11 protein-coding genes are annotated in these 13,349 nt (G+C 75.1%); 5 read left to right on the forward strand and 6 right to left on the reverse strand.

The features are described 5' to 3' along the window. The first annotated feature begins 239 nt into the window (after positions 1 to 239). Positions 240 to 1,544, forward strand: coding sequence for an SUKH-4 family immunity protein (locus tag EV190_RS15225; protein WP_133742226.1), 1,305 nt, complete (start codon positions 240 to 242; stop codon positions 1,542 to 1,544). Positions 1,545 to 2,039: 495 nt separating this feature from the next. On the opposite strand, the gene amaB is transcribed toward EV190_RS15225, so the two are convergent. Together amaB and EV190_RS15235 are read right to left on the reverse strand one after the other, a co-directional pair. Next, the gene (amaB, locus tag EV190_RS15230) at positions 2,040 to 3,572 is read right to left on the reverse strand and encodes an L-piperidine-6-carboxylate dehydrogenase (RefSeq protein WP_133742227.1); all 1,533 of its coding nucleotides are present in this window, start codon (positions 3,570 to 3,572) and stop codon (positions 2,040 to 2,042) included. A 132-nt stretch (positions 3,573 to 3,704) separates the two neighbouring features. Beyond that, on the reverse strand, positions 3,705 to 4,148 hold the full coding sequence (locus EV190_RS15235; RefSeq protein ID WP_133742228.1) for a hypothetical protein: 444 nt from the start codon (positions 4,146 to 4,148) through the stop codon (positions 3,705 to 3,707). A 133-nt stretch (positions 4,149 to 4,281) separates the two neighbouring features. Between EV190_RS15235 and EV190_RS15240 the strand changes: the two genes are divergently transcribed. From EV190_RS15240 to EV190_RS15255, 4 genes are all read left to right on the forward strand, one after another. Then, positions 4,282 to 4,566: a hypothetical protein gene (locus EV190_RS15240; protein ID WP_133742229.1), complete on the forward strand. Its 285-nt coding sequence runs from the start codon at positions 4,282 to 4,284 to the stop codon at positions 4,564 to 4,566. 53 nt (positions 4,567 to 4,619) lie between these two features. Continuing rightward, the gene (locus EV190_RS15245) at positions 4,620 to 5,345 is read left to right on the forward strand and encodes a helix-turn-helix domain-containing protein (RefSeq protein ID WP_133742230.1); all 726 of its coding nucleotides are present in this window, start codon (positions 4,620 to 4,622) and stop codon (positions 5,343 to 5,345) included. A 140-nt stretch (positions 5,346 to 5,485) separates the two neighbouring features. Further along, on the forward strand, positions 5,486 to 7,042 hold the full coding sequence (locus EV190_RS15250; RefSeq protein ID WP_243742592.1) for a pentapeptide repeat-containing protein: 1,557 nt from the start codon (positions 5,486 to 5,488) through the stop codon (positions 7,040 to 7,042). A gap of 144 nt (positions 7,043 to 7,186) precedes the next feature. Then, the gene (locus tag EV190_RS15255; protein ID WP_133742231.1) at positions 7,187 to 7,735 is read left to right on the forward strand and encodes a TIGR03086 family metal-binding protein; all 549 of its coding nucleotides are present in this window, start codon (positions 7,187 to 7,189) and stop codon (positions 7,733 to 7,735) included. A 112-nt stretch (positions 7,736 to 7,847) separates the two neighbouring features. On the opposite strand, the gene EV190_RS15260 is transcribed toward EV190_RS15255, so the two are convergent. The 4 genes from EV190_RS15260 to EV190_RS15275 form a co-directional block, all read right to left on the reverse strand. Continuing rightward, entirely contained in the window at positions 7,848 to 9,308 is a 1,461-nt protein-coding gene (locus tag EV190_RS15260) for a rhamnulokinase (RefSeq protein ID WP_133742232.1), read from the reverse strand. Between the two features lie 210 nt (positions 9,309 to 9,518). After that, entirely contained in the window at positions 9,519 to 11,570 is a 2,052-nt protein-coding gene (locus EV190_RS15265; protein WP_133742233.1) for a bifunctional aldolase/short-chain dehydrogenase, read from the reverse strand. An 82-nt stretch (positions 11,571 to 11,652) separates the two neighbouring features. Next, a complete protein-coding gene (gene rhaI, locus EV190_RS15270; RefSeq protein ID WP_133742234.1) occupies positions 11,653 to 12,819 on the reverse strand; it encodes an L-rhamnose isomerase in 1,167 nt (388 codons plus the stop codon). 147 nt (positions 12,820 to 12,966) lie between these two features. Beyond that, positions 12,967 to 13,284 (reverse strand): L-rhamnose mutarotase, encoded by a 318-nt coding sequence (locus tag EV190_RS15275; protein ID WP_133742235.1) that lies wholly within the window; start codon positions 13,282 to 13,284, stop codon positions 12,967 to 12,969. Positions 13,285 to 13,349: the final 65 nt, after the last annotated feature.

Raw genomic sequence — 13,349 nt, forward strand, 5'->3', positions numbered from 1 at the left:
CGGCCGTTCTGGTGGATTCTCCCGTTCTCACGCTCCCAGCCTGCCCTGTCCCGCACCGGTTGTCGCGCCGGGGGTCGGCGTGTGCCCGGTCGACGGCCCCCGCCCGCAGGAGCGCGTGCGGCCGGAGGACGTCCTCTTCGCGGTGGTTATCCACCGGTTCCGCCCCCGGTCGGGCGGCGGTAGCCTCACCGGGCGCGGTCTTGCGATGACCGCCGCCGACGGAGGAACAGAGGAGAAGCATGGTCACGCACGAGCAGGCGGTCGCTATCGCGGACGCGTGGCTCAACGGCTCCGTCCCGCAGGAGCGGCGCCGGGAGGTACGGACGCACGAGTTCGACCTGGGGTGGGTCGTCCGGGCGGCTCCGGCCCCGCCCGGACAGGACCCGGTGACGGGCGGGCGGCGGCCCCCGGCGGACGTCGGGGACGCGTGCGGGGTCGTGGACCGGGGCACCGGCGAGCTGAGCACGTGGCCCCCGGTCCCGGTGGAGGAGGTCGTGCGGATGTACCAGGAGAAGCACGGCGGCGAGCCCCGGTACGACCCGTCGCTGCCGCCCGTGACGGGGCCGGGCAACGCGGTGGTCTTCACCTACCGCGACGACCGGGGCGAGGAGACGTACGTCAACCGCCTGTCCGAGCCGGGCATGCCGCCGCCCGAGGTCCGGGTGTGGACCGAGTTCCGCTGGATGGGGGTCCGCCCCGAGGACGTCGTGGGCGTCCACTCGGACCTGTACCCCGAGGACCTCCCCGGCGGCTACCACGGCGCGTTCCTGCGGACGACCTTCCCCGGCGCCGAGATCTCCTGCTCCCATGACTACGGCCCGACCCGCGCCGCGCGCGCCCGGGGCGTGGCCGCGCTGGTGGACCAGGCCGAGGAGATGCGGCGACTCGCCGGGCAGCCGCCGCGGCCGCGCCCCAACCGCGTGCCGCTCCCCTCCGACCCGGGCACCGGGCGCCCGATGGACGACGCACTGCTGGAGCGGACGCTGTCCGAGGCGTTCGCCCAGGTGCAGCGGTACGACGCGGACGCCCTGGCCGGCAGCGCGCTGCCCGAGGCGACCCGGAACACGCTCGCCCTGGCCGGGCTCCCGGCGGTGGTCCCGCACTTCTTCGCCGCCGACACCCCCGCGTCCCCGCCCCTCGGAGGGCTGTTCCCGGACGCCGCGACGCACCTGCGCGAGCGCGGCGCCGCCGAGGTGGCGGAGTCCACCTGGGAGCCGCTCGCCGGGTACGTGCGGATCGGCAGCGACGGAGGGGCCGCGGTCGCCGTGCGGTGCGCCGGCCCCGACGGCGTCGGCCAGGTGTGGGCCGTGAACACCCGCTCGGGCTCGGGCCGCTACGTCAACCGGTCGGTGTCGGACTTCGGCCGCTGCCTCGCCCTGCTCGCCGGGACCCTCCCGCGGCTCCGGGGCCAGGACCCGTACACGGCGGGAAGGCTCGTCGCGGAGTTCCAGGACGGCCTCGCCGCGATCGACGGCTCGGTGTTCGGCGGCCCCGAGAACTGGTGGTCGGTGGTGGTCGAGCAGATGTGGGACGGGTTGATCTAGGAGGCTCCGTCGCGGGGGTGGTTCGGCGTCGGGGATCCGCCGAGCGGATCGTCGGGGTGTCCTCGCGCGCGGCGCGGTGACGTGGCGGCGACGGCGGGCCGGGAACCCGGGCCGCCCGCCGTAGCAGGTTCCCAGGGGACCCCGTCCCGGCAGAGTCCCGGACTCCCGCCCCCGAAGCTCCCTCCTCGCGGAAAAACGCCCAGCGCATCTTCGCCGGCCATATCAGCGGCCGGGGGTTCGCCGCCACGCACAACGACCACGTGCGGGACCACTGCGACAGGACGTTCGACATCGAGGGGGCGGGAACGCGAGCCGCACCCCTCGGCGGCCGGGAACCGGGCCCCTCCGCACGGCCTGCCTCCGGGCGGCGCGGCGGGCGGGGATGAGAGGCATGCCCGTGATGCCCGCACGGCCAAGCCCCTCATACGCGCAGGAGCGACGGAGGACCCGGTACTACCGGCCGGTCCTGGGAGGCGCGCCCCGCGGCCCCGGGGGTCACAGGAAGCTGACGCCCTGGGCCAGGGGCAGCTCCTCGGAGTGGTTCACGGTGTTGGTGGCCCGGCGCATGTAGGCGCGCCAGGCGTCGGAGCCCGACTCGCGGCCGCCGCCGGTCTCCTTCTCCCCGCCGAAGGCGCCGCCGATCTCGGCGCCGGAGGTGCCGATATTGACGTTCGCGATGCCGCAGTCCGAGCCGTCGGCCGCGAGGAACCGCTCGGCCTCGCGCTGGTCCCGGGTGAACACGCTCGACGACAACCCCTGCGGGACGCCGTTGTTCAACGCGATGGCCTCCTCGTAGGTCCGGTAGGTGACCGCGTACAGGACCGGCGCGAAGGTCTCCTCCCGCACCACCTCGGTCTGGGCGGGCATGCGCACCACCGCGGGCTCGGCGTAGTAGGCGTCGGGGGCCGCCTCGCGCAGCCGCCGCCCGCCGCCCGCCAGGACGGTCCCGCCGTCGGCGGCCGCCCGTTCGAGCGCGCCGCGCATGGCGTCGTGGGCGCGCGCCGAGATGAGCGGCCCCACCAGCGTGGTGCCGTCGAACGGGTCGCCGATCGGCAGCTTGGCGTAGGCGTCCACGACCCGTTCGAGGAGCTCGTCGGCGACGTCCTCGTGCACGATGAGCCGCCGCAGCGTCGTGCACCGCTGCCCGGCCGTGCCCGCGGCCGAGAACACGACGCCGCGCGTGGCCAGGTCCAGGTCTGCGGACGGGGTCACGACGGCGGCGTTGTTGCCGCCCAGCTCCAGCAGGGACCGGCCGAAGCGCGCCGCCACGCGCGGGCCCACCTCCCGGCCCATGCGGACCGATCCGGTCGCGCTGACCAGGGCGACCCGGGGGTCGTCGACCAGCCGTTCGCCGACATCGCGGGCTCCCAGGAGGAGCCGGTGCACGTCCGGGGGCGCTCCGGCGTCGGCCGCCGCCCGCGCCAGGAGCGCGTCGCACGCCAGCGCCGTCAGCGGGGTGAGCTCCGAGGGCTTCCACACGACCGTGTCGCCGCAGACCAGGGCGATGGCGGTGTTCCACGACCACACCGCGACGGGGAAGTTGAACGCGGAGACGACCCCCACGACGCCGAGCGGGTGCCAGGTCTCCATGAGGCGGTGACCGGGCCGCTCCGACGGCATCGTCCGGCCGTAGAGCTGGCGGGACAGGCCGACCGCGAACTCGCAGACGTCGATCATCTCCTGCACCTCCCCCAGCGCCTCGGAGCGGATCTTGCCCGCCTCGATGGTCACCAGGTCGGCGAGGTCGGCCTTGTGCTCCCTCAGGAGGTCGCCGAGGCGCCGCACGAGGGCTCCGCGCCCGGGCGCCGGGGTCGTGCGCCAGGACTCGAAGGCGCGGCGGGCGGCTCCCACGGCCGCGTCGACGTCCCCGGCCGCGGAACGGGCCAACGGCAGCAGGGACTCCCCGGTGATGGGGGTGCGCGCCGCGGCGTCGGCGTCCGCGCCGCCGGGGAGGGCGGCTCCGCACCGCCGGAGGCTCTCCAGGGCGCGTTCTCGCAGTCGGTCCGTGGTGGGCAGGGCAGAGGTCACGGCAGGATCCTTCTCTCTTCGTCGAGAGGTGGACGGGCGGGCAGGTCTGTCCTTCCCCCCGGCGGAGTCCTCCAAGCGCGCCCCGCCTCCCTCCCCCCGGTCCCGGGCGGTTCCGGCGTGCCGGGGCGCGGGTCAGCCGCCCGGCGGGGCGGCCTCGTGGCCGGGGGCGCCCTTGGTGCGGCGGGCCTCCTTCAACGCGGACTCGTGGGCGTGCCGGACTCCGCCGAGCAGGCGCTCCCTGGCCTCGCGCTCGGTCCGGCGGAAGCACGCGTAGTACCCGTCGTCGTACTCCTCCAGGAGCTGGTAGGTCCAGCGCCCCTCGACGACGTTGCGCCCGACCAGCTCCGCCTCGATCCCGGCCGCCACGTCGTGGTGCCCGGCGCGCCGCAGCAGCTCCACCGCCTCGTCGAGCTTGAAGTCCGCCTCCCCCGTCAGCTGGTGCATCGAGTACAGGTGGCCGCGTGCCCGCTCGATCGTCTCCAGGGCCTCGGTGAGCCTGCCGACCCCTTCCACGGTGTCGGCGGAGGCGCCTCGGGGGCGCCGGTCGGTGCCGGTCCGGGTTTCGTGGTTGTCCATGGCGCACTGTTGCCCATCCGGGAGCGGATCCATGCGCCCGCTCCGGCACGGGCGGATGTGGTCGGCGGGCCCCGTCGGGGTAGCGGGCCGGGGACCGGAGCGCCGACCGAGAGGGAGTGCCGTGATGCGGCCGTTGAGCGAAGCAGAGATCTCCACCGCGCTGGCGAGCCTGGCCCACTGGGAGCACCAGGTGGACAGCCTGGCCCGGCTCGCCCCCACCGACGACCCCGCCGGGCTGGAACCGGTCATCGACCGGGTCGCGGGCGAGGACGGCGACCACGTGGCCACCGACCGCACCCCCGACGGGCTGGTGCTGCGGGTCGCCACCCCCGGCGCCGGGGTCACCCCGGTCGACGTGGAGATCGCCGCGCGGATCGAGCAGGCCATCGAGATGGGCGGCGCCGACGCCGCGCCGTGACCGCCTCGAACGGGAGTTCGATCTCCTCCCGGGGAGGCCGCTAGGCTGGGGCCGTGCTCGCCCCTTACACCCCCTCGTCCCCGCCCCCCGACCTGGCCGGGGACCTGGTCCTGGGCTGGACCGCGCGCCTCGGCGGGCGCTACCGGCTGGTGCCCGACGGCTGCGTGGACGTGCTCTGGACGAGCACCGGCTCCGCGTGGGTGTGCGGGCCCGAGACGTCCGCCTGGACGTTCGCGCTGCCGCCCGGGACCGAGGCGGCGGGGGTGCGGCTGCGGCCGGGCCGGGCCGCGTCCGCGCTGGGCCTGGACACCCCGGGGGCGCGCGACCGGCGGGTGCGGATCGAGGACGTGCTGGGGTCGCGCGTCCAGCGGCACGTCGTGGAGCAGGTCGCCGCGGCGCCCCCCGAGGAGCGGCTGCGCGTCCTGCACGACCACGCGCGCCGCTGGCTGGCCGTCGCCCCCGCGCCGGACCGGGTCGGCGAGACGGTCGCGCGCCTGCTCGCGCACGACACCGGGACGAGCGTGGCCGCCCTGGCCGAGGCCGCCGTCCTGAGCGAGCGCCAGCTGCACCGGCGTTGCACGGCGCTCTTCGGGTACGGCCCCGCGACGCTGCGCCGGATCCTGCGGCTTCAGCGCTTCATGCGGCTGGCCCGCCGCCCGGGCGCCGCCGCCGGCATCGCCGACCTCGCCTTCGCCGCGGGGTACACCGACCAGCCGCACCTGTCGCGCGACTGCCGCGCGATCACCGGGGTGAGCCCGGGCGATCTGCTGGGCCGCTAGGGCGTGTCCGGAATCCGTCGGCGGTGTCGCGCGAGTGATGGGTGCCGGTGTCCGCGCCGATGCGGCCCTTGTCGGCCGGGGCGGGCAGGTCGGCGGCCACGGCCCGACGCCGGTGGCCGCGCCGCTCTACCCTGGTCGCCATGACCGACATCCCCCCGCCCGCCGCTCCCCTCCCGCCGCGCTCGCGAGCGCGGGTCCTTCTCGCCCCGGTCGGCCGCGCGGCCGGCCTCGCCCGGATGCGGCGGGCCCCGCTGCGGTCGGGTGCCGTGGGCGCGGGCCTGGTCCTGGCGGTGGTGGCGGGGGCTCCGCTGGCCTCCCGGGTCTGGGCGGGGGTGTGGTCGCTGCCCCACGCCGGACGTCTGGCCCTGGTCGCGTTCGGCCTGGCCGTGGTCGCGGCGGCCGCGTTGTGGGGGACGCCGCGGCGGCTGCGCGAGCGCGTCGGGCGGGCACGGCTGGGGTCGGTGATCGTGGCGGCCTGGGCCGTGGTGATCGCCGTGGTCGCGCTCATCGTCGTAGGAGCGTGGTGGGTGATGGGCGCGCCCCGGCCGCTGTTTCCCGACCGGCTGCCGCCGAAGGCGCTGGACGCGATCGCCACCCGCGCCTTCGCCGTCGTGGCCGGCCTGGGCGCCGCGGCGCTGCTGGTCATCTCCTACCGCAGACAGCGCACCACCGAGGAGGAGGTGGAGCTGGCCAAGGCCGACGACGCCCGCGCCCGGCTCGCGGCCGCCCGTGAGGTCACCCGCCTGTTCACCGAGCGGTTCACGAGCGCCTACACCGAGCTGGGCAGCGAGCACGCCGCGGTGCGCCTGGGAGCGGTGCACGCCCTGGCCCACCTCGCCGACGACGCCCCCACCCGCGACCTGCGCCAGACGTGCGTCGACGTGCTGTGCGCCTACCTGCGCATGCCCTACGAGCCCGAACCCGGTCCTCTGCCCGGGGACGCGACCGAGGAGCAGGTCAAAGCGCACCGCGCCGAGACGCTGGCGTTCGCGTCCCTGCGCGAGGTGCGCCACACCATCCTGCGCGCCATCGGCAACCGGCTGCGCGAGGACACCCCCTGGCGCGGCTGCGACTACGACTTCACCGGCGTCGTCTTCGACGGCGGCGACCTGCATGAGGCCCGCTTCTCCGACGGCCGGGCGACCTTTCGCGATGCGAAGTTCTCCGGCGGCGCGGTGGACTTCACCGGCGCGGTCTTCTCCGGCGGCGCGGTGGACTTCACCGGCGCGGAGTTCGCCGGCGGCTGGGTGGCCTTCAACTACGCGGAGTTCGCCGGCGGAACGGTGGACTTCACCAACGCGCGCTTCACCAACGGCATGGTGTCCTTCGCCGACACGGAGTTCTCCGGCGGCCGGGCGGACTTCAACCATGCGGAGTTCGCCGGCGGAGCGGTGGACTTCACCCGCGCGAAGTTCACCGGCGGAATAGTGGACTTCATCCGCGCGGAGTTCACCGGCGGACCGGTGGACTTCACCGGCGCGGCCTTCTCCGACGGCTGGGTGGACTTCACCGGCGCGGCCTTCTCCGGCGGCCGGGTGGACTTCGCGGGGGACCCGGCCGCGACGCCGGGGGCTCGGAGGCCCGCGTCGGGGGCGTGCCCGGACAGATTGGCGGAGGCGGCCGCGGCGGGGACGCCCGGGGTGGTGCTTCTGCCGCCGGAGTGGGAGTCCGCGGGTGCCGCGCCCGCGCGGGGCTGAGTCCTGCCCGGCCGCTGGTGGGGGCTCCGGTGGGAGGGGGCGGGCCGGGTGTGGTCGTGGAGTCCCGCGCGGAGCGGCGGACGTTCCCGGACCGATGTCCGATCCGTACACGACGCGCCGCCTCTCCCCCGGCATGCTTTCCCCATGACAGAGATCTCCGAGCGCTACGACGCTCTGGCCACCGAGTTCACCCGCCGCGTCGAGGCCGTGGCGCCCGACGGCTGGGACGCGCCGTCCCCCTGCGCGGGGTGGAGCGCCCGCGACGTGCTGCGGCACGTGATCGAGTCGCACACCGCGATGCCCGGCTACGCGGGGCTGTCCGTGGCCCTGGCCGGGTCGGTCGAGGACGACCCCCGCGCCGCCTGGGCCGAGGCCCGCGACGCGATGCGAAAGCTGCTGGGGGACCCCGCTCTCGCGTCCCGGGAGTACGAGGGCCACTTCGGCCGCACCTCGCTCCAGGCCACCGTGGACCGGTTCCTCGGCTTCGACCTGCTCGTGCACGCCTGGGACATCGCCCGGGCCACCGGCCAGGACGAGACGCTCCCGGCCGCCGAGGTCGCCCGCGTGCGCGCCGACGCCCTGGCGCTGGGCGACAGCCTGCGCATGGAGGGCGTCTGCGGCCCCGAGGTCCCGGTGCCCGACGGCGCCTCCGAGCAGGACAGGCTGCTGGCCCTCCTGGGCCGCACCCCCTGACCCCCGGTCCTCCCACCGAGGTGCGCGTAGGCCCTGCGGATCCCGTCGGACGGGGCCCGCAGGGCCTACGCGGGTCCCGCCCGGGGCCCGGCCCTCCGGGAGCGCGGAGGACTCAGCAGTCCTCCCAGCCGAGGCGGGCGGCCGCCGCGGTCCAGGGGGCCGCGGGGCCCTTGGGCTCGTAGCGGCGCAGGCCCTGGGTGGCGGCGGTCAGCGCGCGCATGGCCGGCAGGTCGCCGACGAGGCCCGCGGCGCGGGCCTGGACCAGGATGTTGCCGATGGCGGTGGCCTCCACGGGCCCGGCCAGGACGGGCAGGCCCAGGGCGTCGGCGGTCAGCTGGCACAGCAGCTCGTTGCGGGCTCCCCCGCCGACGATGTGCACCAGGTCGACGTCGCGCCCGGTCAGCGCGGCGGCGGTGCGGATGGCGCGGCGGTGCGCCAGCGCCAGGCTCTCCATGACGCAGCGCAGGACCGCCGCGCGCCCCGTGGGCGGCGTCTGGCCGGTCTCCCGGCAGTAGTCGCCGATGCGGGCGGGGATGTCGCCGGGTGCCATGAAGCGCGGGTCGTCGGGGTCGACGACGGCGGCGAACGCGGGCTCGGCGGCGGCCTCGGCGAGCAGCGCGGGCAGCTGGGAGGGGCCCAGTCCCCAGGCGCGCATGCTCTCGCTCACCAGCCACAGGCCCATGACGTTGCGCAGGAACCGGGTGGTGCCGTCCACGCCGAGCTCGTTGGTGAAGTTGGCCCGGCGCGCGGCCTCGGTGCGCCGGGGCGCGTCCAGTTCCACTCCGGCCAGCGACCAGGTCCCGCACGAGATGTACGCGAAGTCCGGGGTGGTGGCGGGGACGCCGATGACGGCGGAGGCGGTGTCGTGCGAGGCGACCGCGACCACCGGGACGTCGGTGAGCCCGGTCTCCCGGGCGGTCTCGGGCAGGAGTGCGCCGATGACGCTGCCGGGTTCGCGCAGTTCGGGCAGGAGCGCGGGGTCCAGGCCCACGGCGGCGGCCAGGTCCGGGGCCCAGGCGCGCGCGGCCACGTCCAGCAGGCCGGTGGTGGAGGCGTTGGTGACCTCCGCCCCCGTGCGGCCGGTCAGCCAGTAGCCGATGAGGTCGGGGATCAGCAGGAGGGTCCGCGCGGCGGCGAGCTGGGGGGTCCCGCGCGCGGCCTCCAGCTGGAAGATCGTGTTGAACGGCAGGAACTGCATGCCGTTGACCGCGTACAGCCGCTCGGTTCCGATGCGCTCGGCGGTCTCGGCCGCCACGCCGTCGGTGCGCCGGTCGCGGTAGTGGTGCGGCACGCCCAGGAGCGCGCCGTCGTCGTCGAGCAGGCCGTAGTCCACCGCCCAGGAGTCCACGCCGACCGAGACCGGGTGGTGGTCGGCGGCCAGGCGCAGTCCGGTCAGCACCTCGCGGTACAGGCCGACGACGTCCCAGTGCAGGCCGTCGGGCAGCCGGACCGCTCCGTTGCCGAACCGGTGGGTCTCCTCCAGGACGAGTTCGTCCGCGCCGACCTGGCCCACGACGACGCGCCCGCTGGAGGCGCCGAGGTCCACGGCGGCGAAGGAACGGGGATCGGTCATGAGTTCGGGCGGGCCTTTCGTGCGGATCGTGAGGGGTGGGGCGGCGGGGCGCGGAGAGAGGACGCGTCCCGCCGCCCTGGAGGGGGCGGCCGTCCAGCGGCGGACGGCCGCCCGGTCGGGGGCCAGGGCGCTCCTCCCGGTGCTTCCGGATCGGCGCGGCGAGCGCCGCCCTGGCGGACGCGGGCCCGGAGGGGTCCGGGCCCGCGCCTCCTAGCGCAGGAACGCCGCCGCGACGCCCGCGTCCACCGGGATGTGCAGGCCGGTGGTGTGGCTCAGGTCCCCGCCGGTCAGGGCGAAGACCGCGTTGGCCACGTTCTCGGGCAGCACCTCGCGCTTGAGCAGGGTGCGCTGGGCGTAGAAGGCGCCCAGCTCCTCCTCGGGCACGCCGTAGACGGCGGCGCGCTTGGCGCCCCAGCCTCCGGCGAAGATGCCCGAGCCGCGCACGACCCCGTCGGGGTTGACGCCGTTGACGCGGATGCCCTCGCCGCCGAGTTCGGCGGCGAGCAGGCGCACCTGGTGGGCCTGGTCCGCCTTCGCCGCGCCGTAGGCGATGTTGTTGGGACCGGCGAACACGCCGTTCTTGCTGGAGATGTAGATGATGTCGCCGCCCATGCCCTGGGCGGTCATGATCCGGGCGGCCTCGCGCGCCACCAGGAAGGAGCCGCGCGCCATCACCGAGTGCTGCACGTCCCAGTCGCCGGTGGTGGTCTCCAGCAGGGGCTTGGAGATGGACAGGCCCGCGTTGTTGACGACCAGGTCGACGCCGCCGAAGGCGAGCGCGGCGGCCTCCAGCGCGGCGGCGATCTGCGTCTCGTCGGTGACGTCCGCGGTCACCGGGACCGCGACGTCCGTGGAGCCGATCTCGGCGGCGACCCGGGCGGCGGCCTCGGTGTCGCGGTCGGCGACCACCACGCACGCGCCCTCGGCGGCCAGCCGGATCGCGATGGCGCGCCCGATGCCCGACCCGCCGCCGGTCACGAACGCCACGCGGGTGGCGAGCGGCTTGGGCGCGGGCATCCGCTGGAGCTTGGCCTCCTCGAGCGCCCAGTACTCGATCCGGAACTTCTCGGACTCCTCGATGGGCGCGTAGGTGGAGACGGTCTCGGCGCCGCGCATCACGTTGATCGCGTTGACGTAGAACTCCCCCGCGACCCTGGCGGTCTGGGCGTCCTTGCCGAAGGAGAACATGCCCACGCCGGGCACCAGCACGATCGCCGGGTCGGCGCCGCGCATGGCGGGCGAGTCGGCGTCGGCGTGGCGCTCGTAGTAGGCGCGGTAGTCCTCGCGGTAGGCCTCGTGCAGCTCCTTGAAACGGCGCACGACCTGGTCCAGCGGCGCGGACGGCGGCAGGTCCAGCACCATCGGGCGGACCTTGGTGCGCAGGAAGTGGTCGGGGCAGGAGGTGCCCAGCGCGGCCAGGCGCGGGTGCTCGGCGCGGGAGACGAAGTCCAGCACCGCCTCGGAGTCGGTGTAGTGGCCCACCTGCGGGCGGTCGGTGGAGGCCAGGCCGCGCAGCAGCGGGAACAGCGCGGCGGCGCGGGCGCGGCGCTCGGCCTCGGGCAGGGCCCCGTAGCCGTCGAGGACCGGGCCGAACGCGTGCTCGTCGCCGGCGCGCGAGGCGATGAACTCCTCGGCGGCGCGGATGATCTCCAGCGAGTTGGCCTCGCACTCCTCGGACGTCTCGCCCCAGGCGGTGATGCCGTGCCCGCCCAGGATGACCCCGATGGCCTGGGGGTTGGCGGCCTTGATGGCGGCGATGTCCAGGCCCAGCTGGAAGCCGGGGCGCCGCCACGGCACCCAGGCCACGCGGTCGCCGAAGCACTCGGCGGTGAGCTTCTCGCCGTCGGCGGCGCACGCGAGCGCGATGCCGGAGTCGGGGTGCAGGTGGTCCACGTGCGCGGCCTCGACGAGGCCGTGCATGGCGGTGTCGATGGAGGGGGCCGCCCCGCCCTTGCCGTGCGCGCAGTAGTCGAACGCGGCGACCATCTCGTCCTCGCGCTCGACCCCGGGGTAGACCCCGGTGAGCGCGCGCAGCCGGTCCAGCCGGAGCACGGCCAGGCCCTTCCCGGTGAGCGTGCCCAGGTCTCCGCCGGAGCCCTTGACCCACATCAGCTCCACCGGCTCACCGGTCACCGGGTCGGTGTCGGTGCCCTTGGCGGAGGTGTTGCCGCCCGCGTAGTTGGTGTTGCGCGGATCCGATCCGAGCGTGTTGGAGCGCCGCAGCAGGGCCTCGGCCTGCGGGTGCGGGGTGGGAGAGGTCATCTCCGCTGTCCTTCCGGTGTCTTGGTGAGCGGTGTGCGTGTGGGGTTCGCGGGGCCCGCGGCGGCGCGGGCCCCGGTACGGGTCAGGCGCCCCAGCCGGCCTGCCGGCCGCCGACGCGCTCGGCGGCGACGCGCTCGGTGTAGCCGGACCGGGCGAAGGCCGCCATGGGGTCGGGGTCCAGGCCCTGCTCGGCGCGCAGCTCGGCCAGCATCGGGCGCACGTCGGTGTTGTAGGCGTCCATCAGGGCCGCGTTGGCGCCGAGGACGTCGCCCGCGGCCTGCGCCGAGGCCAGGGCGTCGGCGTCCACCAGGAGCGCCTTGGCGGTGGCCTCCTGGACGTTGAGCACCGAGCGGATCTGGCCGGGGATCTTGGGCTCGATGTTGTGGCACTGGTCGAGCATGAACGCCACTCCCGCGGCGGGGTCGTACCCGCCGCCCCGGACCACCTCGTACATGATGCGGAACAGCTGGAAGGGGTCGGCCGAGCCGACCATGAGGTCGTCGTCGGCGTAGAAGCGGGAGTTGAAGTCGAAACCGCCGAGCTTGTTCTCGCGCAGCAGGAACGCGACGATGAACTCGATGTTGGTGCCGGGGGCGTGGTGGCCGGTGTCGACGACCACCTGGGCCTTGTCGCCGAGCTTGAGGCAGTGCGCGTAGGCGGTGCCCCAGTCGGGCAGGTCGGTGGTGTAGAAGGCGGGCTCGAAGAGCTTGTACTCCAGCAGGAAGCGCTGGTCGTCGCCCAGGCGCGCGTAGACGGCCTCCAGCGCCTCGGCGAGGCGGTCCTGGCGGGCGCGGATGTCGTCCTGGCCGGGGTAGTTGGTGCCGTCGGAGAACCACAGCTTGAGGTCGCGCGAGCCGGTGGCGTCCATGACGTCCACGCACGCCAGCAGGTGGTCCAGGGCCTTGCGGCGCACCGCGGGGTCGGGGTTGGTGACGCTGCCGAGGCGGTAGTCGTCGTCCTGGAAGACGTTGGAGTTGATCGCGCCGACGCGCACGCCCTGCTCGGCCGCGTACTCGGCGAGCTTGGCGTAGTCGTCGACGGCGTCCCAGGGGATGTGCAGGGCGACGGTGGGCGCGATGCCGGTGTACCGGTGCACCTGGGCGGCGTCGGCGATCTTCTCCTCGGGGGTGCGGGGCACGCCCGGCTGGCCGAACACCTTGAACCGGGTGCCGCTGTTGCCGAACGCCCACGAGGGCAGCTCGATGGCCTGGTGGGCCAGCGACTCCTTGACTGCGCTGAATTCGGTCATGTCGGGAGGCTCCTGCTCCACTCGGTGAGATCCGCTTCTTAAAACGTTCCAACTCGGACGGTACACCATCCTCTGTGGGTGCATCCAAGCGGGAAAGCGTGATCCCAATAGCCGTCTGTAAATCGATTCAAATTGGAATGCGGGCGCTCAGGCCAGGTGGAAGACCTCGGTGAGCGGGACCATGGCCTCGTCGGGGCCGCCGTCGATCCCCTCGAAGAAGGGGGCCATCTCGCGCTGCCACCGGGCGTTGACCTCGGTGCGCTCCATGGCCGCCTGGGCCGCGACGAAGTCCTCGGTCTCCAGGTAGCCCACGAGGAGGCCGTCCTCGCGGCAGAAGAGCGAGTAGTTGCCCCAGCCCGCCTCGCTGAGCGCGGCGAGCATGTCCGGCCACACCGCGGCGTGACGCTCGCGGTACTCCTCGAGCCGGTCGGCCCTGACCTTGAGAAGGAAGCAGACGCGCTGCACTGTGCTCCTCTCCCGCCCCCGCCGGGCGGGGACGCGGTGGGGGCGGCCCCGGTCGCAGTGCCGGG

Source organism: Actinorugispora endophytica (assembly GCF_004363075.1).
Lineage (GTDB): Bacteria > Actinomycetota > Actinomycetes > Streptosporangiales > Streptosporangiaceae > Actinorugispora > Actinorugispora endophytica.

Coding starts and splice junctions, on each gene's coding strand:
- EV190_RS15225 (WP_133742226.1), top strand. CDS start 240: ATGGTCACGCACGAGCAGGCGGTCGCTATCGCGGACGCGTGGCTCAAC.
- EV190_RS15235 (WP_133742228.1), bottom strand. CDS start 4,148: ATGGACAACCACGAAACCCGGACCGGCACCGACCGGCGCCCCCGAGGC.
- EV190_RS15250 (WP_243742592.1), top strand. CDS start 5,486: ATGACCGACATCCCCCCGCCCGCCGCTCCCCTCCCGCCGCGCTCGCGA.
- EV190_RS15255 (WP_133742231.1), top strand. CDS start 7,187: ATGACAGAGATCTCCGAGCGCTACGACGCTCTGGCCACCGAGTTCACC.
- EV190_RS15260 (WP_133742232.1), bottom strand. CDS start 9,308: ATGACCGATCCCCGTTCCTTCGCCGCCGTGGACCTCGGCGCCTCCAGC.
- EV190_RS15265 (WP_133742233.1), bottom strand. CDS start 11,570: ATGACCTCTCCCACCCCGCACCCGCAGGCCGAGGCCCTGCTGCGGCGC.
- rhaI (WP_133742234.1), bottom strand. CDS start 12,819: ATGACCGAATTCAGCGCAGTCAAGGAGTCGCTGGCCCACCAGGCCATC.